Source organism: Bacillus sp. SLBN-46, assembly GCF_031453555.1.
GTDB lineage: Bacteria > Bacillota > Bacilli > Bacillales > Cytobacillaceae > Neobacillus.
Window position 1 is genome coordinate 2,439,470 of the sequence record NZ_JAVIZM010000001.1, and the last position, 23,388, is coordinate 2,462,857.

Consider the following 23,388-nt stretch of genomic DNA (forward strand, 5'->3'; position numbering starts at 1 on the left):
TTTCAGAGGATAGGGAGATGTAACATGAAAGTAGTTAAGTTTGGAGGTTCCTCATTGGCTTCCGGAAAACAAATGGAGAAGGTATACCAAATTGTAATATCAGACCTTGAGCGAAAAATTGTAGTTGTTTCTGCACCTGGAAAAAGATTTACAAACGATGAAAAGGTAACAGACTTATTGATAAAGTGTGCTGAGGCAGCTTTACAGAACCATACCATTATGGAAAAGGTGGATGCAGTGATTGAGCGTTATGCTTTTATTGCTGAGGAACTTTCCCTATCGCATACTGTTATTGAAGAGATTCGTGATGATTTAATGGAAAGACTACAAGCCGACAAAGAAAAACCTGATCGGTTTATGGACCGGGTAAAAGCAAGTGGAGAAGATAACCAAGCTAAACTAACAGCCGCCTATTTTCGGAAAAAGGGCCTTGAAGCCCATTATATTGACCCTCTTGAGGCGGGGCTCATTGTCAGTGATGAACCAGGAAATGCTCAAGTATTACCAGAGGCTTATGAGAATTTGCACTTACTCAGATATCGGTCTGGGATATTGATCTTTCCAGGTTTTTTTGGTTACAGCAAGGAGGGGGAAGTGTTCACATTTTCACGTAGCGGATCGGATATTACAGGCTCTATCCTAGCAAATGCAGTAAAAGCCGACCTTTATGAAAATTTTACTGATGTGGATGCAGTCTATTCCGTAAACCCAAATATTGTGAATAAGCCAAAAGAAATTAAGGAATTAACCTACCGTGAAATGAGAGAACTATCATATGCAGGGTTTACCGTATTGCATGATGAAGCACTGGTTCCTGCCTTTCGAGCTGAAATACCTGTTCAGATTAAAAATACTAATAATCCAGCAGCTCCTGGTACAAGGATTGTTAATGAGCGGCACAACACAAATGGTCCGGTAATTGGGATAGCCAGTGACAAAGGATTCTGCAGCATTTACGTAAGCAAATATTTAATGAACAGAGAAGTTGGCTTTGGACGGAAGCTATTGGGTGTGTTGGAGGACTTTGGGCTTTCTTACGAACACACACCTTCGGGGATAGATGATATATCAGTTATTATGAGAGAGAATCAACTAAATTCTAGCCTAGAAGAAAAGATTATCCACCGTATTAAGACAGAATTGCAGGCTGACGAGGTGAAAGTTGAACATAGCTTAGCACTCATTATGGTTGTAGGTGAGGGCATGCGTCATAATGTCGGTACGATGGCGAGAGCATCTAAGGCATTAGCAAGGTATAGTGTTAATATCGAAATGATTAATCAAGGTTCATCAGAGGTTAGCATGATGTTCGGAGTGAAGGAAGTGGATGAGAAACGAGCAGTTCAAGCACTTTATGAAGAGTTTTTTGTTCCTGTGACAGTATAATAGAAATAAAAATAGAGGCTGACTCTTTTACTTTGAGTCAGCCTTCATGTTTTCTTCTTTAACTTCGCTCGAGTTCTGATTCCCGCCACGACCGCTATTACAAGACCACCAATAGTATCTGCGATCAAATCAGTCATAGTGTCTTTGTTACCTCCACCCTGTAGGGTCATATCGAAAAATTGATCGGAGCTAAATTCATATACTTCCCATAAAACTCCCCCGAGTGCTGCAAAAGATAAAGTAAATAAAAAAACAAACCAAGGGGATATCTCATCTCCTGCATTTCTATGGATTAATCGTTCGTATAAGGCAATTCCTGAAAAAGCAAGAATGGCTCCACTGACAAAGTGCATAAATGTATCCCACCAGCCTAGCCCGTACCAGCCTAGGATTGAGCCAAAATATTGGGAGCCAACTAAAAATACTAAATAAGAGATAACAATGGGTAAATTGAATTGAAGTTTGGTGAATAAGGCAAACAATAACGGGACTGCACCACAAATAATTCCACCAATTGCTACGGTTCCTTTAAAGCTCACATTATGAGTAAAATAGTAAACAGATAAGGCTGCCATAAAGAGTACATAAATCAAACTTAAAAGGATAACAAGCTTCCGATTCATTTTTATCACCTCGCACTATACATTTTGTTTTCGCGTTAAGGAATAAATGGCGACTAAAAGTCCGCCTACCAATCCACAGAGTAAGTCCAACATAGTATCTGTATTTCCTCCTCGCTGCATGGTGTGTGTAATAGGCGTCAAATCCCCTAAAAACTCATAAACCTCCCAAATGACACTTGCTAAAGTAGCAAGTGAAAGTAAAAACAAAAAAAGAATCCATTTTGAGAGTTCATCGCGTACCTTTTCAGGGATAAAGATTTTATACAAAGTAATGCCGGCGAGAGCAACATATAGCCCCTTATAGAAGTGAAGGGTAGAATCCCACCATTTATAATGAAGATAAAAACTAGATATCGATCCGAGAAACAAGGAACAAAAAATGAAGAGATAATATCCCAATATTAGTGGGATATTAAAGGGAATGTTTTTTTTGAATAACAGTAGAAGTGGAATGGCACTTACGAATATGCCCCCAAGAGATACCTGCCATCTGGACGAATCTCCTTTTATTAAGTAGAAAACTACCAGAGAAATCATAAAAATGATAAAAACCACACTTAACACTACGATTAATTTTCGTTTCATGTGTTCACCTCATAATAAAACGCTCTTTACAATTATGTCCAATTAATAAATTTGAAATCATTGATTTAATTCTCGCATCCAAATCTATAAAGAGGTATATTGAATGAGACGATAGAAACAAGTGTGTAGAATGAATAGGTGGAGGTTTCTATGCAAAAAGCACAAATACCAACATACGAACGGATTGCAATTGATTTGGCCAGTAGAATATATGATGGAAAGTTTAAAGTAGGAGAAAAGATTCATGGAAGGTCCACTTTAGCAAGCGAATACAAAGTATCTCCCGAAACAGTTCGTAGAGCGATTAAAATATTGGAGGATGTGGAGATCGTCCAATCCACAAAAGGCAGTGGGATTGTTATCTCCTCTAGAGAGAATGCCTATAAATATATTCACCGTTTTTCTAACCTTGAGAGTATTAAAGACCTTGAAAAGCAGATGAACACACTAATTAATGAACGGGATAGATTAGATGAGCAGTTATTTGAAACATTAAGAAAAATTATGGATTACTCAGGAAAACTTCGTCATACGAATCCATTAGCCCCTATTGAGGTAGAGGTTTTTCCAGGTTGTACTCATATTGGTCAAACAATTTCGGAGACCAAGTTTTGGCAAAATACTGGTGGAACTGTCATTGGTATGAAACGAAAGGGTGAGTTGATTATTTCACCAGGGCCCTACGCATTAATTATGGAGGGGGATATACTCCTAATTATAGGTGATGATCAAACATACGATAGGGTGCTTCATTTTTTACACGACTGAACACAAAGAAGAGGCAGCCTTTTAAGGGTCTGCCTCTTCTTTGTCTATGGAATGATATTTTATTAAAGTAAACCTTCTTCATTCAGGAATTCTTTGGCTACTTTTGCGGGTGACTGTTTGAGACTGTCCACCTTATAATTCAACTCACGCATTTTTTCGTCTGTAAGTTTCCCTGAGAGAGAGTTCAAGACTTTTTTTAGCTCTGGGTGTTCCTTCAAGGTTTCTTCCTTAATAATAGGTACTGCGTAATATGGTGGGAAGAAATTTTTATCATCTTCTAATACCTTTAATTGGAAGGCTTCAAGTAAGCCGTCTGTAGAAAACGCATCAATTACATCACTCTTATGGTTCTTGAGAGCAGTATAGCGTAGTCCACCATCTACTGCTTTAACATCTTTAAATGTCATATTATAAGTCTTAGAAAGTCCAATTAACCCATCTTCACGATTAGGAAATTCTATCGTTGGTCCCATGATTAGTCCGCTGCTCACTTTAGCAAGGTCGGAAATGGTCTTTAAATTATATTGTTTAGCTGTGTCTTGTCTTACTGCCAAAGCATACGTATTATTAAATCCGATTGGTTTTAATAATTCTATATCATATTTTTTCTTAAATTCTTTTTGAACATAATTATAGACTTGATCCGGATTACTTTGTGGAGGTTGGTTTAAAATATTTACCAAGCCTGTGCCGGTATATTCCACATATAAATCAATATCTCCGTTTTTAAGTGCGCTAAAGGCTACCTGACTACCGCCAAGATTCAGCTTTCTCTCAACTTGGATATCTGTCTTATTTTCGATTAAATCGGCAAGCATATTTCCTAATATTAATTGTTCACTAAAGTTTTTTGAACCAATGACAATCTTTTCTTCTGCATTTGCTGTTGAATACACTTTAAAGGTGCCAGCAGCTACCAATAGTAAGGACGCAAGGGCAATCATAACTTTTTTTGCTCTTTTTCCATTTTTAACAGAATTCTTGGACGTGTTTTTCTTGCTAGTATAAGAAAGTGAAGCTTCAAGTTTTCCAACAACAAAGTCAATCAAGAGGGCTAAAATACATGCCGGTATTGCTCCAGCTAAAATCATGTTGTTATCAACAGTTTGTACTCCGGAGAATACTAAATAACCAAGACCACCTGCACCTACAAAGGCAGCAATCGTCATTAAACCAACAGCAGTAACTGCTGAAATTCTGATACCCGCCATAATCATCGGGAAGGCAAGTGGTAATTGAACCTTTCTCATCGTTTGACTTTTGGTCAGACCGATACCTTTGGCGGCTTCCAGAATGTCTCCATCAATGTTTGTTAATCCCGTATACGTATTCTTTACAATAGGGAGGAGAGAATATAGCACGACCATTACAATTGCTGGATTACTACCTATCCCAATAAATGGTATGAGGAAGCCGAGTAAAGCTAAGCTTGGAACAGCTTGAATAACATTTGTAGTTCCAATTATTGGCTTTGAAAGCTTTGGTTCATTTGAAATTAAGATTCCAAGTGGAATACCGATAATAATAGCAATGAGTACAGAAATGATGCTTAAATAAAGATGTTGTCCAAGTAAGTCGGTAATTTGTTCATAGTTTGAAGTTACATAGTTCCAAAAATTACTCATCAAAATGCCACCTCCAAATCAATTAGTTGGCTACTTAATGCGGATAATATACTGCTTCTTGTTATTAGACCAGTTAACTGGTTAGTATGATTTACAACGGGTAAATAACCAATTTTATGTTCATTCATCATTGCTAACACGGAGATTAAATTGGCATCTTGTGAAACGGATAATACCTTTTTCTCCATAACAAGTTCGATTGAAGTGTTCCGATTAAGCAGCTGGATGCTTTTTAATGTAACTAGCCCCTTAAGGAAGTTGCTTTTGTCAGTGACCATTAAACTATCCACTTTATTTTCTTTCATGATCTCAATCGCCTGTAATACGTTTCGCATTGCATTAATTTTAATTGGATGATGAATCATAATATCCTCTGCCAATAATAATTCAGGATTGTTCCAAACCCTTCTTTTTCCAATAAAGTCTTCTACAAAGTCATTAGCAGGATTTTTAAGAATATTTTCCGGTGTATCATATTGTAGAATATCACCATCTTTTAATATACAGATTTTGTCTGCTATTTTAATAGCTTCATCCATGTCATGGGTAACAAAGATAATAGTTTTATTAAGTTCCTTTTGCATTTGGAATAGTTCATCCTGCAGAGAGCTTCTTGTAACTGGGTCTAGTGCGCTGAAGGGTTCATCCATTAAGATGATATCGGAGTTTGTCGAGAAGGCTCTTGCTACACCAACTCTTTGCTGTTGACCACCACTTAACTCTTTTGGGAACCGGTGTAAATATTCATTTGGTTCTAAACCTACCAAAGAAAGCAATTCCTTTGTCTTTTCCTCAATTGCCTCCGGCTCTTCTCCTTTAAGTTTAGGAATTAATTCTAAGTTCTCTTCGATGGTCATATGAGGAAATAGCCCGGTGTTTTGAATGACATATCCAATATTCCTGCGGAGTTCTATTGGATTCATTTTTGAAATATCTGTTCCATTGACAAATATACTTCCAGAGGTTGGTTGAATTAATTTATTGATCATTTTAAGCAATGTTGTTTTCCCACACCCACTGGGCCCTATAAAAACAACTAATTGACCAGCCTCTATTTCTAATGAGAAAGGATTAATGATGGTTTTGTTGCGGTATTTTTTTACGATGTTCTTAAACTCTATCAAATTCATTCCCCCTAAATAATAATTACTTACCCGAAAAACTAACAACTTAATCATAACATAAAGGTTGTTACTTTGTCGAATCAGGCGGTTTAGGTCATATTTGATAGAGTGTAATTTTAGTAGTTATAACAAGAAAATGGTAAAATGAAACTAATATAAATAATTAAGATGAGGGGGATTGTATGGGGAATATTCGTGATAAGTTGAGTATAAAGTTTTTTCTTTTTCTCTTGTTCGCTTTTTTATTGATTCATGTCCCGCTTCTTGGAAGTTATATAAAAATAATCAATACCCTCATCCATGAATCGGGTCACGCAATGATTGCTTTACTCAGTGGGAAAGTAGAGCGTATTTCTTTATTTATGAATTCTGAAGGAGTTACGTATAGCAGCCAGTCGACATGGATCGGTAGTTTCGTGACAAGTCTTGCTGGATATATATTCGCTTCATTTATGGCATTTTTATCTTTTTTATTTATTGGTAAAAATAAACAAACGATCTTAATTGATATTTTGTTAGGGTTTATCTTCTTAAATCTAATTTTTTGGGTACGAAATCCTTATGGGGTATTTTGGCTTTGTTCATTCGCAGTGGGTTTTCTTTTTTTACTTATTAAAGGAAGTCAAAACGTAAGAGATCATTCATTATTATTAATAGCATCTATTTTACTTGTTGACTCGGTCAATAGTGCTTTTGAAATTCTATATATAAGCTTTTTTCAACCTTATGCAGCAGGGGATGCGGCAAATCTTGCACGTTTAACGGTGATTATCCCTGCACAAATCTGGGGAATCTTTTTCTTCCTTCAAGCTATTTGGTTTTGTTATTTTGGATTAAAAAGAGGCTATTATAGACTAGGCAAATAAGGAGAAAGCTGACCCAAAAGCTATGAAGATTCTGGCCATATGAGTCAGCAATTTACCGTAATTATTTACCTATGTCTTTTTTTGTAATCTCACTTCGAATACTAGTTTCCTTAGAAAATTCGGTGTCTTGTTTCTTATTGTTTGGATATTTATTTTTACGTTCACGGTTATCGTTACGATTTGTCATGATTGTTACCTCCTTTCAGCGTCTTCTGAAATTATTTTTTGCATCGAATGTTTTTTTACTCCCGATTTTTATTTTGTTTCGAAAATAAAAGCTCGACCGTATCAAAATGATATGGTCGAGCTTTTATTATGATAGTGGTAATATTGAATCCATTTGTGCGGAACGATACTCTTCTGTAAGATTATCAATAATTTTTTGGACCGGAAGGATGTCTTTAATTTCATCCACCCGGGCTCCAGCAAACACAAGTCCATTTTCAACATCACCCGAAACGGAAGTTAGTAATGAATCTAATGTGCAAAACCGGTAAGAGCAATTTTTTAAACAATCATGGCATTTCGCGATTTTTAGTTTATTTGAACCACTAATTAATTTAGTAAAGTTGTTATTTATTGCTCTGCCTTGCAGTCCAACGGTGGTTTTCACAAGGACCAAATCTTCTTTATTTGCGTTTACATATTTTTCCTTAAATGCTAATGGAGCATCACATTCCTCACTTGCTACGAACCTCGTCCCCATTTGTACTCCAGACGCTCCCATGGACAGTGCTTTTGCAATATCAAATCCATTCATGATTCCTCCAGCTGCGATAACAGGTATGGATACTGCATCAACAATTTCTGGTAGGATTTCGAACATCGGACGATCTGTTCCAAGATGTCCTCCAGCCTCAAAACCTTCTACGACCACGGCCGCTGCTCCGAGCCGTTCAGAAATTTTTGCTAGTTTTGCTGAAGAGACAATGGAAATAACAGGTATTCCAGCTTGTTTTCCCCAAGAATACATATCTCTAGAGATTCCCGCGCCGGAAATAATAAAATCAACCTTCTCTTCTAAAGCGGCTTTCATTTTTTCAGCAAAGTCATTCATGGCAAATAGGACATTTACACCTATGTACCCTGCACCCTTAATACGGTCCTTGGCTTTTCGGATATGTGTTCGCATCTCATCTACGGTTATTCCAGTACCAGATATAATCCCAATTCCTCCTGCGTTTGCGACAGCCGAAGCTAACTTGCTTAGTGAGATACCTACGCCCATACCTCCCTGTATAATCGGTACCTTTGGCATCATATGTCCAACTTTTAATTGTGGAAAATTCAATTCATTACCTCATTTCAATGTTTAGTTACTTCTCCTGAATCATAACATTCGAATTTATATATGTCTGTGATTACTATCACCTGGTCATATAAGTAGGTTTTATACTTTGTAAATTTATTTGGATAATAGTAATCTTAAGGTAACAAACTACTAAACGTTATGGATAGAGATGGGAAGGTGTAGGTATGGTCAAGCTTTTTACAGATATTGATTTAGATGGACTTGGGTGTGGACTGATTGCAAAAATGGCTTTTGGGGATAAGGTCAATGTATATTATTGTTCATATCGAAATCTCAATCAAAGAGTTGAGTCAGTAATCACAAATCCAGAGAATGCTGAGGAAGAAATCTATATTACCGATTTAGCAGTAAATCAGCTAATCAAGAAGAAACTCGAAATACGTTATCAGCAGGGGAAACATGTTCAAATGATTGATCACCATGTAACAGCCATGCATTTTAACCAATATAAATGGGGTTTTGTAAAAACAGAATATGAAACAGGAAATCTAACTTGTGCAACATCTTTGTTTTATGATTACTTAATTGAGAATCAAATAATAGAGCGAAATACTGCTTTAGAGGAGTTTATTGAATTAGTTCGACAGTATGATACTTGGGAATGGGATCAAAACAATAATGTAACAGCAAAACGGTTAAATGATTTGTTTTATATTTTGAATCGGGAAAAGTTCGAAGAAGAAATGCTAAAAAGGTTAACTGAAAATAAAGAATCATTTATGTTAAATGAGACTGAAAATTTGCTTCTTGATATTGAAGAACAGAAAATTAGTCGCTATATTCATTCTAAAAGCAGGCAAATGGTTCAGACCTTTGTTGATGATTACTGCGTAGGAGTTGTTCATGCGGAGCAGTATTTATCGGAGCTTGGGAATGCCTTAAACAATCTTTATCCCCATTTGGATATGATTGTCCTATTAAATGTGAGTGGTAAGAAAATGGGTTTCCGCACCATTCATGATGAGGTCAATGTGGCTGAATTTGCTAAGAGATATGGGGGAGGGGGTCATCCTAAAGCATCTGGTTCAGAAATGACAAGTGAGGCATTTAAATTATTTATTGAGAATATTTTTGAATTCATGCCACTTAAACCAGATTCAGATCGAAATGAATACAATGTGAAAAATTCCACATCCGTTACAAGTTATCAAAATCAACAGGGCGAAAATTTTTATGTCCTGTCATCATCAGAGGATAACCCTTTCAGCATTTTACATAATGGAAAGAAATTGGAGGGAAGTTTTAACACATTTGCGGAGGCAGAAAGGTTTCTTAAACGAAATAATTCATGCTGGCTTCGTCCAGATCATGAATTTCTTAAATTTCTTTCGAACGTTCTTGGGGAATCACTTGAAGAGATAAAGGAAAATTACGATGAAATAATAAGCAGCAGAATAATGGATGTTATTGAACATTGAGGAAGAGAGCTTAGTTTAATAAGCTCTCTTTTATTTTGGTAAATTTATCGTAGGTATTTCGGATTATTATTTCGAAATTGTAATTGTAGTGAAACAAAAAGTAAATCCAACAACATCATTCTGTAATGTTAGTAGGGTAATATAACACTGGGACCAAAACGCTAAAAATTGAGTATAAGAATTTGGGGGATAAAAAAATATCAATATACCTTTTTGAGTCAATCATACACAACGGGGTGATAAAATGGCTTCCACTTCAAATAGGAGTAAATATTTCGATAATGCAAAATTCATCTTGATATTTCTCGTAGTTTTTGGACATCTCATTAGTCCTTTAAAGGAACAGGATGGTTTTCTTTTTACTCTTTATACAATTATTTTCCTTTTCCACATGCCAGCTTTTATAATGATTTCAGGGTATTTCACTAAAGGGTTTAATAAAAAAGGTTATTTATTCAAGTCAGTGAAAAAAATATTAATACCATATTTTATTTTTCAAATTATTTATTCCCTTTTCTATTATTTAAATGGTCAAGAAGAAAAGCTCGAAATAGATTTCTTACATCCGCACTGGACCCTTTGGTTTTTATTAAGTTTATTTTTTTGGAATTTATTATTATTTCTATTTGCAAAAGTAAAATGGGTTGGTTTAGCCCTAGCAATCGTCATGGGTATTTGTATTGGCTATTTTGACCAAGTGGGAAGTTTTCTAAGCTTATCAAGAACTTTTGTATTTTTCCCGTATTTCTTATTAGGGTATTTACTAAAAGAAAAATCAGCTTAAACGCCTTATTCGAACAAGGTATTCACTTCCAATTGGGTTAATAATAATTGTTGGAACTCTTATATACTTTGGAACTGCTTTTCCGAAAGATGCTGTACCTTGGCTCCTAGGGGATACTTCCTATGCAAATATGGGTGGAAAGGGCATTTCAGATGGGTTAATTAGAGGGCTTCAATATGTACTAACCTTAATAGTTATCTATGGCTTCATGGTTCTAATTCCCTCAGCACACTTTAAGGTAACAAAAATAGGAGAAAGAACTCTCTATGTGTATTTGTTCCATGGATTTATTATTAAATCAGTTCAGATGTTTATACCAGATGAGAATTTACATCCTATTTTAGGAAATTACCTTTTTCTATTTATCTTCTCATTTATTATCTGTTTAATTCTTGGTAGTTACTTGATTAAGAAATATACTAGACCACTTGTTGAACTACGAATATAAAAATGAATAGTTATTGCAAAAGATGATCTTGGTGCTTCCAAATACACTAGGGTCATTTTTTTATTTTTTTAAATACATTACCTTAAAAGATAAATTATTTTGAAAAAACATTCTACTTTCATTTAATAGTAATTTATTGTAAAATTATCAAGGATTTTGTTTATTGCTTTAACTTAGTATTATATTAAAGGGGAGAAAACAGAGAAAATGGAGAAAAAAGGTTTCAGAAAAATAGCAGGAATTGCTTTAGCTTCTTTGTTAATAACAAGTAGTACTAGCTTTTCACCATCAAAAGTAGAAGCTTATACTACCAGTTCCAATTTGGATAACCATGTTATTTTTCAAAGCTTCAGCCTATATCAACCATATGAAAGCAATATGTATAATGTATTGTCTTCAAAGGGTGATTATTTAAATGAATTAGGAGTGACGGATATATGGCTTCCACCTGCCTACCGATCTTTTGGAATGGCACGTTATATGGAAGGTTATGCCATTACCGACCGTTACGATTTAGGGGAGTTCAACCAGGGACCTAATAATACACTTGCTACCAAGTATGGTACTAGCGATGAACTTAAAAGTATGATTAATGTTCTTCATTCTAATGGTTTAAAAGTTCAAGAGGATTTAGTTCCGAATCAAATGATGGGTTTATCTGGCCGCGAAGCAGTATATGTAAAACGTACTGATGACAGCGGAAATCTATTTAAAAATCCATACACTACTGGCCAAGAGTCTAAAATTACTAATAATCTATACTTAGCTTACACAAAAGGTGGCGGAGAAGGACAAGCAAAGTATGGTTATATTAAAGAATGGAATAAAAACTACTTTAATGGTACTTCCCTGCAAGGACAAGGTATGGGGCGTGTTATGACTGATGAAAAGGGCATCCCTTATCGTTACTTTGGACCGAATAACTCAAAAAATTATATTCCAAGCTGGTTAGATGATGCTGCGAGTGTTGATAAAATCAATACAGTTGACGGCTATTTAGCAGTAGACGGCTGGTATGCTGCTAAGAATGCAGCAACTTCTGATGACTATTGGAAGCCAATGATCATTAACTATTCAAAGGATACAGGTTATTTAAAATATATGGCAGAAAATGGTTATCCTACCCTTGATTCAATTATTAATGGTAATAATGGTGATATTGCTGCAAAGACAGGTGCATATATTGCATCACAACCATCATACGGGTATGGAACTGAAGAAAAGACATTAGCAAATGATAACTCAGGTATTGATGGAACAGATCAATTTTTATTTGTAAAAGAAGATGGAAGTAATTTACATTCTATTAATAATAACCTTAGTAAAGCATTTGAATTTTTAATAGGTTTAGATATTGATAACTCAAATCCAACTGTTCAAGAAGAACAAAGACATTGGATGAACTGGATGTTAGACACATATAAATTCGATGGATTCCGTATCGATGCTGCTAGTCATTATGATAAACAAGTATTACTTGATGAAATGGCTATCAGAAAACAACGTTTCGGAAATGATTTAGATAACCATATTAGCTACATTGAATCATACATGGCTTCACAAGATTCTTTTGAGAACGCTAATGGGAATGGCCAGTTATCAATGGACTGGGCATTATTCTATACTTTACAAAACTCAATTGGAAAAACTGAAGGTGCACAATCACTAGCAACCCTAGCAACGAATTCATCTGTAAATAGAGGTGATAGTGGGGCTGCCAAAAGTATTCCAAACTGGTCTTTTACAACTAATCATGACCAAGAAAAAAATCGTGTAAATACAGTAATGCTAGATTTATATGGAATTAAACCATATCAAAAATATGGTAATGAAACTGCTAAATCTTTTGAAGCTTTATATGATAAAGAAACTGAAAAGAAAGCTCTTGCAATTTATAATGCTGATATTGAAAAAGTCGATAAAAAATATGCACCAAGTAATGTACCAAGTCAATATGCATTCATTCTAACGAACAAAGGTACAGTTCCGACTGTATTCTATGGAGATATGTTTAAGACAGATGCAAGCTATATGTCTGAACCGACAATTTACAATGACATCATCACGAAGCTTTTAAAGGTTCGTAAAGAATTTGCATTAGGTAACCAAAAAATTAATAACTATACAACTAACACTTCACCTAAAAATGCTGGACAGGATTTAATTGCAAGTGTTAGATACGGTAAGGATGCAAATACAGGGGTAGCCACAGTTATTGGTAATAATCCAAATACTGATACTACTATCAAGGTAAATATGGGATCAGAACATGCAAATCAAGTGTTTGTTGATGCAACAGGATTACATTCTGAAAAGATTACTGCAAATACAATGGGTACATTGACAATTCCTGTGAAAGGCTCAAAAAGTGCATTGGTAAAAGGGTACTTAGGAGTTTGGGTCCCAACAAATCAGAAAGCAGGATGGGTTAAAAACGAAAATAATACCTGGAGTTACATTTACCCGGAAAATAGTCAAAAGGCTGTTGACTGGAAATTAATTGATAATGAATGGTACTACTTCACCAAAACTGGGGACATGAAGGCTAATACTTGGATTAACACAAATAGTAAATGGTATTTCGTTGATAAATCAGGTGTTATGAAAAAAGGTTGGGTATACACAGGTGGAAAATGGTATTTCCTTGATAACCACGGTGCCATGAAAACAGGCTGGATATACACAGGGGATAAATGGTATTACCTTGATAACCATGGAGCCATGAAAACAGGTTGGATTTATATAGGTGGAAAATGGTACTTCTTATATAATAATGGAAGTATGGCGGCAAATACTACAATTGGTAAATATAAACTTGGCAAAGATGGAGCATGGATAAAGTAAAACCAATTAGAAAAGAGGTAGCCTTTCAGGTTACCTCTTTTCTAATTGGTAAGTTTATTGATTAAAAGCCAAATAAAGAACTAACGATATTTTTCTTTTTCCTTTTTATCTTTCCTGTATTCAGAACATGTGGTTGATCTATTTGTGCCTTTTTTTTCATCTCATTGAATTTTTCATCAAGGTCACCTAGCTGTTTAGTTAAGTGTTTTACTTGATTTTTTAAATCCTCTATTTCTTGACGATGTTGAAGAAGTTGATAAGATGCAACAGAATCTGCCTTTGTATTTAAACTTACCTCTAAGTTATTAACTTTCTGCATGATCTTTTCCAAGACCTCATCCTTTTCAACTGCAGTTACTATTCCTTTTCGAAAACTCTTCCTCGCTTTAACAGGGGCAATTTCTTGTAGAAGGGTACCATTTTGAAGCTGTTCATGAATTGTTTTTAGTTGATCAATATCTTCGCTAGTAAAATGATAATGTCCCCGATCATTTTTTTCCATCGGAAGCTCGAGCTGTTTCACCCACCTTTGAATAGTACTAGAGGATACCCCTAATGATTTTGCTACTTCACTTGTATTCATGTCAAAACCTCCTAGTGATTAAATAATCCCAAACCACGAGTGACGTTAGGCTAAGTAAAACGATTATGAATAAAAGGAGCTTTTAACGATTAATGAATGTTCCTTAATTCGCCCAAAATTTCCACCATTTCTTTTCTTTAGCAGCAGCTACATCTCTGAAACCTGTAAGCATTTGTTGGAAAGCTAATTCTCTTTGGGTCACTTCATGACGGTATTGATTGTGCTCCTCAATGAAAAATTCACGGTCTTTTGTTATAGCATCAGTGAGACTTGAGATTTCGGTATTCGTTACATCAACATAATGCGCTAATTCCTCGGTCGTCTCAGATAATTGCTTTGAAAGAGTAAAAATTTCTTCTGTAGTATCTATGGAAACGTTAGCAATGCTTTTGGACAGGTATTGTAATGATTGGGAGGTATTCTCCGATGTTCTTTCAAGTGACTCCGATAATTCTTGTATGTCAGCTTTTGTCGTTGCTGAGGATTTATAAATGGAGTCAGATATGGATTTAACCGTATGATATGTTCCTTTATATATCTCTTTTTTTACTTCTTCAACTACTTCCTTCCGAACTACATTCCGAATTTCTTCTTTTACTTCATTTAAGAAATTTTTCTTATAAGTCTCCATGGCTTCAAAAAATAGTTCTGTATTATTAAAAACATCATCATGAACAGCTACTGGTGTTAGGGAATCAGCTATTACTTCTATTGGTACTTCACTAATAATAGTCTCATTTTCAGGTTCATGTTCTTGTATTTGCTCTACTTGTTTTTCGCTAAGCGGTACCTCGGCTGTAATTGTATCGATTTCAGCTTCCGGTCCTTTCAGTAATTGTTCACGGATTAAAACCTTGCTTAATTTTTTTGAAGCCATTTGTTTTATTTCTAGTAGGAAATCAATTTCAACATCAGTGTAAATTCTTGCACCTTGTTTTGAACGGGGAATTTCTAATAAATCTTCAAATTCCTTTTCCCATTGGCGTAAGATTCCAGGCGCAACATTTATTTTTTTTGACACTTCTTTTAGGGTATAGGTTTTCATTAAAATCTTTCCTTTCTTTTTGTATATAGGAAATATTTCTTCATAGATTAACTATTCACCATTAGGCATCCAATTTTCCTGCCACCTGACAAAAGCTATCAAAACAAGACTGAAAACTTGAAAAACCAACATATTTTTGCAAAAGGTGCGCTTGGATGTGAAAATACTAAAAAAGTGGTTGAGTAAAGGAAAAAAGAGGTTTAATATGGGAGATGAAATGATGGAAGAGAGAAGGATCTACATGTGGATTGCAGCGGCATTTGTGACAATGGTTTGCTTCGGAGTTAATAATACTATTTTTAAGTGGAGTAATGGACGGGGACTGTCAAAAGTACATATTCAATTCTTTTTCTATTTTGTCGCATTTATATTAACACTTGGTTTTGGACTGGTTCATGACGCTGTACATATGAATCTAATAACTTTATTACTTGGTTCACTAATAGGGATATTAAATGCAAACGGAAATATTCAAATGTCAAAAGCATTTGAAAGGGGACCAGCCAGTTTAACTTCTCCCTTAATTGGTATTAATGCCATATTTCCGATACTGTGTGCTGGACTTATTTTCCATGAACATATTACTGTTATCCAGTGGATAGGAATAATTATTATGCTTGGGTCTGCCATGATTATCCAGTATTCATCTGATAAGAATAGAAATATAAATTATCTGCCATGGATATTGCGTGTTGGGCTAGCCGTATTATCTTTTGGTTTACTTGGAATCTTAATGAAAACGACTTCTTATTTGCATATTCATTCGTTAGAAATCTTAATCGCTATGTATGGTGGGGGAAGTATATATTTAGCAATAAGTAGTATTAAAATGAAGGAAAAATGGAATGGTCAAGTAGTAAATGTGGGTGCACTCGTTGGCCTAATAAGCATTTTAGGCTACAGCAGTTATTTTTTTGCATTAAGAACTGGAACGGCCAGTATTGTATTCCCTATTGTAAGTTTAAATTGCTTAGTAGTCGTCCTTTCAGGCTATTTCATTTATAAGGAAAAATTAAAAAAATATCAGCTCATAGGTGTATTTTCAGCATTAATTGGAATTATTTTTACGAAATTATAATGCAAAATGAGAAAAGAGGTTGACCCCTTTGTTTTGAGTCAACCTCTTTTGATTTAAAATTATTCTTCATATTTATTTTACTAGTTTAAGCTTTTTTAACCCATTATATATACCAGAATTGGTCACATCTGTGGTTTTATGTTTCGCATATTGAAATAGCTCTGGATGACCATTCCCCATAGCAAAACTCTCTCCTACATTTTGAAGCATTTCTTTATCATTCATTCCATCACCAAAGGCAATAGAACTTTCTTTATTCAAGCCGAGACGCTTTAAAACCATTTGAACCCCATAGCCTTTGTTAACTTTGTCTCTAATCACATCATAGCAATGCCTCATGCCCTCTACATTTACTTGGGATAAATGGATTCCTTCTTCACTGTTATAAAGAGATGCCTCATTTTCTTGGAGATTGACTAATGTCATCCCTAATACACTGCTGTTAATTGAAGGAGAATAGGATTCATTCTTATGTAAATGGAATTTTTTTATAAATTCATTCATCATTTGTGAGTTTAAATCTGTATAGTAGTTCTTTTCATGCGTATACAGTACTGCCTGATGGTGGTTTGCTGCTGCAATGTCTAGAAAATGTCTCACAGTTTCACTGTTCATCGGTTCTTGAAAGATATCTTGTCCTTGATATATTGCGTATGCTCCGTTATAGCCAATAAAAGAGTTAATATTCAATTCCTTCGCAAGATCATCAATTTCGTGAAGCGGACGACCAGTTGCTAGAAAAACCTCTATTCCTTTTTCCTGAATTTGAGAAACAGCCTCTTTGGTTGATTCTTCGATTGTGTCCTCTGGTGTAACTAGTGTTCCATCGATATCTAAAAATAAGATTTTGTAATCGGTCATAAATGGTCTCCTTTTTGTAATCATACAACTAGTTTACCACTTATTTCATAGATATTTCATTCAACTGTGGATGAAAGAAAGTTAGAAAAAATTTTCTCTATGAAAGTGTTTATTTTGTGGTATAGTTAATAGCGGAAAATAAAAATAAAAATTCGCTTTTTGCGAAAGAGGTTCTAGCACCCCTCTCAAAAAAAACTAAGAGAAACAGCACCGCTTTCTTAGTAGTGCTGTTTTTCCTATTTAAGGAGAATGAAGGATATGAAAAACAGCAAAGCTTTAGTTGTCTTTAGTGGTGGTCAGGATAGTACGACTTGTTTATTTTGGGCATTAAAGAACTTTAATGAAGTTGAGGTAGTGACCTTTGATTATAACCAGCGTCATAGCCTTGAAATTGAGTGTGCAAAAAGTATTGCAAATGAGCTTGGTGTCAAACACCATATTTTAGATATGGCTCTCTTAAATCAATTAGCTCCCAGTGCGTTGACACGGGATGATATAGATGTAAAGGATGGAGAAGAGGGTGGATTGCCATCTTCATTTGTTCCTGGAAGAAATTTAGTGTTTTTAACGTTTGCCGGTATTTTAGCGAGTCAAATTGGCGCTAAACATATTGTAACTGGTGTATGTGAAACGGACTTTAGCGGTTATCCGGACTGTCGAGATATTTTTGTTAAATCATTAAATGTAACACTTAACTTATCAATGGATTCACAATTTGTCATTCATACTCCACTTATGTGGATCGATAAAGCAGAAACATGGAAATTAGCCGATGAGCTTGGAGCGTTAGAGTTCGTCAGAGAAAAGACACTAACTTGCTACAACGGTGTAATTGCTGATGGTTGCGGGGAATGTCCTGCCTGTAAGCTAAGAAAAAGAGGCTTGGATGAATACCTTAAAGTAAGAAAGGAGTTATAATCTTATGTATGGCTTTCGAATTGTCGATAAACTCCAAAAGATGGATGAAGATATTAAAAAAGAACAGCTGAAATATCATCATAAGCGAGTATTAGTAAGTAAGGAATTTACTTTTGATTCTGCACATCATTTACATTGCTACGAGGGAAAATGTAAGAATTTGCACGGTCACACCTATAAAGTAGTCTTCGGTTTAAGCGGGTTTGTCGATGACCGTGGTTTAATGATGGACTTTGGCGATATAAAAGAGATTTGGAAGAATGAAATTGAAATTCACCTTGACCATAAATATTTAAATGAAACACTCCCCCCAATGAATACAACCGCAGAAAATATTGTTGTTTGGATTTATGAAAAAATGGCAGAGGCTCTGCTTAAGGAAGAAAGACAGCAGCAATACCTTGGTGCAAGAGTGGAATTTGTTCGCTTATTTGAAACACCTACTAGCTATGCTGAAGCTAGAAGGGAGTGGATGGAAGTTGAGTAAAATACCTGTAATGGAAATCTTCGGTCCAACCATTCAAGGAGAAGGGATGGTCATCGGTCAGAAAACGATGTTTGTGAGAACGGCTGGCTGTGATTATTCATGCAGCTGGTGTGATTCCTCTTTTACATGGGATGGGACCGGTAAAGATGACACAAAGATGATGCTGGCAGAAGAAATATGGGAAGAGCTAAGAAAGCTTGGTGGAGCTGGATTTTCCCATGTTACTATATCAGGCGGTAATCCTGCTTTATTAAAGAATTTAGCAAACTTAATCACTCTTTTAAAGAAAAACGATATTAAAATCTGCCTTGAAACTCAGGGGAGTAAATGGCAGGATTGGTTTTTAGAAATTGATGAATTAACCATATCTCCAAAGCCACCAAGCTCAACAATGGTTACAGACTTTACGATTCTAGATTCCATTATAAAGAAGTTGGAAGAGAAGGATTCGTCGAATCGTGTTAGCTTAAAAGTAGTCATATTTGATGAGCGTGATTATGAATATGCAAAAGGTGTGTACCTCCGATATCCGACGATTCCTTTTTATCTACAGGTTGGTAATGATGATATCACAACATCGGATAATCAGGAGCTGATAAGCCATCTATTAAGTAAATATGATTGGCTAATTAACAAGGTGATGGAGGATCAAGAATTTTCCAATGTAAGAGTGTTACCACAATTGCATACCTATTTGTGGGGGAACAAAAGAGGAGTATAGGAATTAAAAGCTGCTACATGCAGCTTTTTTTTATAGGATTTTTTCACAAGTGTAATACTATCAAAAAGAAAAAGTGAGGAATTCTATGAAAAAGTTACTATTCCTGTTCCTATTTTTTCATGTGCTCGGACATGAGGAAATCGTGAGTGCAGAGAAAAAAGTGCCAATCTTAGTTTATCATTCTATTGCAGAATACAATGGACATGGATCAAAAGAACTGTATGTAACCCCTGAAAATTTTGAGAAACAAATGGCGTTTTTACGAGACCAAGGGTACACTCTCTTAACATTTGAATGGTGGCAAGAAGTCAACCGTGTACCTAAACCCATTTTTATTACCTTTGACGATGGATACAAAAATAACTTAAATGCCTATGCTATTTTTCAAAAATTAAAAACTCAGCAATTTAAACCGAAGGGAACTATTTTTGTTATCTCTGATTTTATCGGTAGGTCCAACCGTCTTTCAAACTCAGACTTAAAAATGATGGCAGATTCCGGATTGTTTTCAATTCAATCACATACAGTTACACACCCTGATTTAACAAAGGCAGAAAATGTAGATTATGAATTAAAGCATTCTAAGGAGCAAGTCCAGAAAGTAACAGGAAAACCGGTCATTGTCCTATCTTATCCTTATGGAAATACCAATGACAAAGTAATTTCAGAGGCAAAGAAATATTATAGATTTGGTCTTACCACCACACCAGCAGTTTTTTTTCCGTCTGGAGTTAAAAACGAGCTATATTTATTACCAAGAATATATGTGAAGTATTCAACTACACTAGAGGAATTCATTAATTTAGTAAAGTAACTTGATATAGTCGAAGAACCTCTTGAATATGATTTTTGAGAGGGGGGAAAGCGATGACTACAATTAGTGTGTGGGAAGAGCATTTTTTTTGGTTGGAGATATTACAGGATCATGCGATTTTTGTTCGTGATCATTTGTCAGTGGAAGAACAAAAGGAAATCTCAATTGCTGAAAGATTTATACAATCATTTGGGATTGTACTTAATAATCTTAGACAACTTCATCCTGGGATTGAATTTTCGTCTGAAGAACAAATTGCATTGGCAAAGCAAGCATATTCAGTAGCATATGAATATTACCGATTTGAAGGCCATTTGCAAAATCTAAGAATCCAAAATCAAATTAACCTAAACTTGTCTCCAACATATTTAAATGGGACATTGAATGAAAATCAAGAATATTTACGTTTATTGTCATACTTAGTAAATGGTCAAATTCCGGAGCCGCTAAGGCTTGACCAGCTCTTAGATTTATGGCTGGAGGATCAGTTAGGGCATATCATTTTATTAAGGAATGTACTAGATCCTATTGAAATAGCAATAGAAAGAAAATCAGAGGCATTCGCACAGAAGTTCCAAATGTTTATCTTGCAAAATCACCATATAAAAGGCTATTTACGATTTACCGAACAGGGTTTCCCACGACAAAAAGAACTTGCATTAGAGGTGGGAAAAGCTGTTATTGAAATGAAATTTATTTGTTAGGTCTTCCGTAGAAAAATACAAAGGGGAAAGAATATTAAATAAAACTACTTTACGGTTTATTGAACATCACTTTCCTGAAACTTGTTATTTTATAAAAAAACTGGCGGATTTTGCCCCAGAACTTCATTCAGAGGGTTCTCAGTGTTCGTTAAGAAAACCATCGTTTATTTAAAAGAATTGGAAAAATGCACTTGAAAATGGTGCATTTTTTTGCTATTGAATCTATTAAAAAGATCGATTGATAAAATCTTGTAAACTGCCCGACATCTCTATGTAACCAAATATTATTATAATAGTGTAAACGTTATGTAGACTTAGAAGGCAGGTGTTAATATGGAAGAGACCCTAGCAAAATCATATTTGCAAAAGTCACTGGACGAATGGAAGGATGATATCTCATTAGTCTTAAATGAGATTGCTAATGAATATGATGAAGTAGCGCAGGAACTGAAGGTTTATTCATATAAATATGGAATTACGAAGCAAGTAATACAATCAACGGTTAATGAAGAAATAATAGAAAATATTCGTCAAATGTACCATAAACCATTTGAGGAAAGTTATAATCAGCTGAAGGAATACATAAAAGATTTAGAGGAAAAAAGAAGAGTTTTTCAAATGTTTATTCAAAAAATTGAAGAAGTAACAAGAAAAGAAACAGCTAAAATTACTACATTTTAATTAAAGAGTAAAATAAAAAAAGTCGCCAACCATTTGGCGGCTTTTTTTATGAACAAGTGGTTTAGTGTCATGCATATATTGAATAACAGAATTTTTTTTGTGAGGTGTGAAACAAATGATCACAGCATCTATTGGAAGTAAAACCTACAGAATACCTGATAACCTCGAAAAATATTTTCAAAGATTTCGCTCGCATGTAATAGGGATGGATCAGGAGTTTGATGCTCCTTACGAAAAAAAGAAAATCATCTATGCAGATTGGACCGCAAGTGGAAGACTTTATCGTCCCATTGAGCAGAAAATCTCGGAGATTTTTGGACCTTTTATGGCAAATACACATACTGAATCAAACATTACCAGTTTGATGATGACTGGAATCTATAAGCATTCAAGGAAAATCATAAAGGAACATGTAAATGGGGATCAGCATGATGCGGTTATCCTGGATGGCTTTGGGATGACCTCGGTAATTAACAAACTACAGCGGTTGTTAGGTATTAGAGTTCATGAGAAATGGAAGAATCGGTTGAACCTAACCGAAAAAGAGAGACCAATTATTTTTCTAACCCATATGGAACATCATTCAAATCAAACATCCTGGCTTGAAACGGTTGGAGACGTGGTTATTTTAAATCCCGATAAAGATGGCGGGGTGAATGTTCAACAGCTCGAACAACTTCTTTATCAGTATAAGGACAGACCGCTGAAAATCGGATCATTTACGTCATGCTCCAATGTCACGGGGATACAAACCCCATATCATCAATTAGCCAAAATCATGCATCAGCATGGGGGCGTTTGTTTCGTGGATTTTGCTGCTTCTGCACCATATGTAACGATTGATATGCATCCCAAGGATCCATTAGAGAAGCTCGACGCGGTCTTTTTCTCTCCCCATAAATTTTTAGGGGGACCTGGAACAAGTGGGGTATTAGTATTTGATACAAGATTATATTTCAATCATGTTCCAGATCACCCAGGAGGCGGAACGGTAACCTGGACGAATCCATGGGGGAAGCACCAGTATTATAAGGATATCGAACTCCGTGAGGACGGAGGGACTCCTGGAATATTACAAGCAATCCGAACGGCCCTATGTATTAACTTGAAAAATCAAATGGGGATAACCAATATACTCAAAAGAGAAAAAGAGCAGCTTGATATTTTATTGCCTCAATTAGCAGTAATCCCTGGACTACATGTTTTAGATGGTCATATAACAAACCGTTTGGGGATTGTTTCATTTTACATGGAGAATATACATTACAATTTAATGGTTCGCCTACTAAACGATCGCTATGGAATCCAAGTACGGGGCGGATGCTCTTGTGCAGGAACCTATGGTCATTATCTATTTGAAATTGATCAAGAGTCCTCAAAGGAGATTACTGAAAAAATAAATCTTGGAGATTTATCTGGTAAACCCGGTTGGGTGCGCTTTTCCTTACATCCTATTATGACAAATGATGAAATTATTATGTTTGTAGAAGCTGTGAAGGAAATTACAATAAACATAACTGAATGGAAAAAAGACTATATTTATGACTCGACTAGCAATGATTACTTCTTTGTTAACCACAAGAGGGAAGATATGGGGAATTTCTTTCGAATGGAATAACTTGTTAAAAAATGGTCAATATTTGACCATTTTTTGAACCTTTACCTATACCCCTATACGTAATGAAAGTTTGTGCTATACTTCACATATAGTAT

At 35.3% G+C, this 23,388-nt stretch carries 23 protein-coding genes; 14 read left to right on the forward strand and 9 right to left on the reverse strand.

From position 1 onward, the window contains the following. Positions 1 to 24: 24 nt before the first annotated feature. On the forward strand, positions 25 to 1,386 hold the full coding sequence (locus QFZ87_RS12560) for an aspartate kinase (RefSeq protein ID WP_309861768.1): 1,362 nt from the start codon (positions 25 to 27) through the stop codon (positions 1,384 to 1,386). A gap of 44 nt (positions 1,387 to 1,430) precedes the next feature. On the opposite strand, the gene QFZ87_RS12565 is transcribed toward QFZ87_RS12560, so the two are convergent. Together QFZ87_RS12565 and QFZ87_RS12570 are read right to left on the reverse strand one after the other, a co-directional pair. Next, on the reverse strand, positions 1,431 to 2,009 hold the full coding sequence (locus QFZ87_RS12565; protein WP_309861770.1) for a DUF2238 domain-containing protein: 579 nt from the start codon (positions 2,007 to 2,009) through the stop codon (positions 1,431 to 1,433). 15 nt (positions 2,010 to 2,024) lie between these two features. Then, the gene (locus tag QFZ87_RS12570) at positions 2,025 to 2,594 is read right to left on the reverse strand and encodes a DUF2238 domain-containing protein (protein WP_309861772.1); all 570 of its coding nucleotides are present in this window, start codon (positions 2,592 to 2,594) and stop codon (positions 2,025 to 2,027) included. A 150-nt stretch (positions 2,595 to 2,744) separates the two neighbouring features. Here QFZ87_RS12570 and QFZ87_RS12575 point away from each other — a divergent pair, with 150 nt between their 5' ends. Next, positions 2,745 to 3,362 carry a GntR family transcriptional regulator gene (locus QFZ87_RS12575; protein WP_309861774.1) on the forward strand — a complete coding sequence of 206 codons (618 nt, stop codon included), beginning with the start codon at positions 2,745 to 2,747 and terminating at the stop codon, positions 3,360 to 3,362. 62 nt (positions 3,363 to 3,424) lie between these two features. Here QFZ87_RS12575 and QFZ87_RS12580 read toward each other — a convergent pair whose 3' ends face one another. Further along, the gene (locus QFZ87_RS12580; RefSeq protein ID WP_309861775.1) at positions 3,425 to 4,987 is read right to left on the reverse strand and encodes an ABC transporter permease/substrate-binding protein; all 1,563 of its coding nucleotides are present in this window, start codon (positions 4,985 to 4,987) and stop codon (positions 3,425 to 3,427) included. Beyond that, complete coding sequence (locus tag QFZ87_RS12585; RefSeq protein ID WP_309861777.1) at positions 4,987 to 6,111, reverse strand: ABC transporter ATP-binding protein; 1,125 nt, start codon at positions 6,109 to 6,111, stop codon at positions 4,987 to 4,989. Before QFZ87_RS12585 ends, QFZ87_RS12580 begins: the two co-directional genes overlap by 1 nt. 182 nt (positions 6,112 to 6,293) lie before the next feature. Between QFZ87_RS12585 and QFZ87_RS12590 the strand changes: the two genes are divergently transcribed. Continuing rightward, positions 6,294 to 6,977: a M50 family metallopeptidase gene (locus QFZ87_RS12590; RefSeq protein ID WP_309861779.1), complete on the forward strand. Its 684-nt coding sequence runs from the start codon at positions 6,294 to 6,296 to the stop codon at positions 6,975 to 6,977. Positions 6,978 to 7,038: 61 nt separating this feature from the next. Here the strand turns inward: QFZ87_RS12590 and QFZ87_RS12595 are convergent, their stop codons facing one another. Next, positions 7,039 to 7,164 carry a hypothetical protein gene (locus QFZ87_RS12595; RefSeq protein ID WP_309861781.1) on the reverse strand — a complete coding sequence of 42 codons (126 nt, stop codon included), beginning with the start codon at positions 7,162 to 7,164 and terminating at the stop codon, positions 7,039 to 7,041. A gap of 126 nt (positions 7,165 to 7,290) precedes the next feature. Beyond that, positions 7,291 to 8,238 carry an NAD(P)H-dependent flavin oxidoreductase gene (locus QFZ87_RS12600; protein WP_396133964.1) on the reverse strand — a complete coding sequence of 316 codons (948 nt, stop codon included), beginning with the start codon at positions 8,236 to 8,238 and terminating at the stop codon, positions 7,291 to 7,293. A gap of 215 nt (positions 8,239 to 8,453) precedes the next feature. Between QFZ87_RS12600 and QFZ87_RS12605 the strand changes: the two genes are divergently transcribed. The 3 genes from QFZ87_RS12605 (at position 8,454) to QFZ87_RS12615 (ending at position 13,783) form a co-directional block, all read left to right on the forward strand. Beyond that, on the forward strand, positions 8,454 to 9,707 hold the full coding sequence (locus tag QFZ87_RS12605) for a DHH family phosphoesterase (protein ID WP_309861785.1): 1,254 nt from the start codon (positions 8,454 to 8,456) through the stop codon (positions 9,705 to 9,707). Between the two features lie 244 nt (positions 9,708 to 9,951). Further along, entirely contained in the window at positions 9,952 to 10,491 is a 540-nt protein-coding gene (locus QFZ87_RS12610; protein WP_309861787.1) for an acyltransferase family protein, read from the forward strand. A 655-nt stretch (positions 10,492 to 11,146) separates the two neighbouring features. Next, positions 11,147 to 13,783: a glycoside hydrolase family 70 protein gene (locus QFZ87_RS12615; RefSeq protein ID WP_309861789.1), complete on the forward strand. Its 2,637-nt coding sequence runs from the start codon at positions 11,147 to 11,149 to the stop codon at positions 13,781 to 13,783. A gap of 61 nt (positions 13,784 to 13,844) precedes the next feature. On the opposite strand, the gene QFZ87_RS12620 is transcribed toward QFZ87_RS12615, so the two are convergent. Next, positions 13,845 to 14,366, reverse strand: a complete 522-nt coding sequence (locus QFZ87_RS12620; protein WP_309861790.1) for a MerR family transcriptional regulator — start codon at positions 14,364 to 14,366, stop codon at positions 13,845 to 13,847. A gap of 103 nt (positions 14,367 to 14,469) precedes the next feature. Next, the gene (locus tag QFZ87_RS12625) at positions 14,470 to 15,411 is read right to left on the reverse strand and encodes a MerR family transcriptional regulator (protein WP_309861792.1); all 942 of its coding nucleotides are present in this window, start codon (positions 15,409 to 15,411) and stop codon (positions 14,470 to 14,472) included. A gap of 205 nt (positions 15,412 to 15,616) precedes the next feature. On the opposite strand from QFZ87_RS12625, the gene QFZ87_RS12630 reads away from it, so the two are divergent. Continuing rightward, positions 15,617 to 16,489, forward strand: coding sequence for a DMT family transporter (locus QFZ87_RS12630; RefSeq protein WP_309861794.1), 873 nt, complete (start codon positions 15,617 to 15,619; stop codon positions 16,487 to 16,489). A 72-nt stretch (positions 16,490 to 16,561) separates the two neighbouring features. Here QFZ87_RS12630 and QFZ87_RS12635 read toward each other — a convergent pair whose 3' ends face one another. Next, positions 16,562 to 17,350 (reverse strand): HAD family hydrolase, encoded by a 789-nt coding sequence (locus QFZ87_RS12635; protein ID WP_309861796.1) that lies wholly within the window; start codon positions 17,348 to 17,350, stop codon positions 16,562 to 16,564. A gap of 258 nt (positions 17,351 to 17,608) precedes the next feature. Here QFZ87_RS12635 and queC point away from each other — a divergent pair, with 258 nt between their 5' ends. From queC to QFZ87_RS12670, 7 genes are all read left to right on the forward strand, one after another. Further along, positions 17,609 to 18,268 (forward strand): 7-cyano-7-deazaguanine synthase QueC, encoded by a 660-nt coding sequence (gene queC / locus QFZ87_RS12640; protein WP_308083641.1) that lies wholly within the window; start codon positions 17,609 to 17,611, stop codon positions 18,266 to 18,268. A gap of 4 nt (positions 18,269 to 18,272) precedes the next feature. After that, positions 18,273 to 18,755, forward strand: a complete 483-nt coding sequence (gene queD, locus QFZ87_RS12645; RefSeq protein ID WP_309861800.1) for a 6-carboxytetrahydropterin synthase QueD — start codon at positions 18,273 to 18,275, stop codon at positions 18,753 to 18,755. After that, the gene (gene queE, locus QFZ87_RS12650) at positions 18,748 to 19,476 is read left to right on the forward strand and encodes a 7-carboxy-7-deazaguanine synthase QueE (protein WP_309861802.1); all 729 of its coding nucleotides are present in this window, start codon (positions 18,748 to 18,750) and stop codon (positions 19,474 to 19,476) included. The genes queD and queE overlap by 8 nt, the downstream gene beginning before the upstream one ends. 85 nt (positions 19,477 to 19,561) lie before the next feature. Further along, a complete protein-coding gene (locus tag QFZ87_RS12655) occupies positions 19,562 to 20,290 on the forward strand; it encodes a polysaccharide deacetylase family protein (protein ID WP_309861804.1) in 729 nt (242 codons plus the stop codon). Positions 20,291 to 20,343: 53 nt separating this feature from the next. Further along, a complete protein-coding gene (locus tag QFZ87_RS12660; protein WP_309861807.1) occupies positions 20,344 to 20,994 on the forward strand; it encodes a DUF2935 domain-containing protein in 651 nt (216 codons plus the stop codon). Between the two features lie 333 nt (positions 20,995 to 21,327). After that, positions 21,328 to 21,675, forward strand: a complete 348-nt coding sequence (locus QFZ87_RS12665; RefSeq protein WP_309861809.1) for a hypothetical protein — start codon at positions 21,328 to 21,330, stop codon at positions 21,673 to 21,675. Between the two features lie 115 nt (positions 21,676 to 21,790). Next, positions 21,791 to 23,293: an aminotransferase class V-fold PLP-dependent enzyme gene (locus QFZ87_RS12670; RefSeq protein ID WP_309861811.1), complete on the forward strand. Its 1,503-nt coding sequence runs from the start codon at positions 21,791 to 21,793 to the stop codon at positions 23,291 to 23,293. The last annotated feature ends 95 nt before the right edge of the window (positions 23,294 to 23,388 follow it).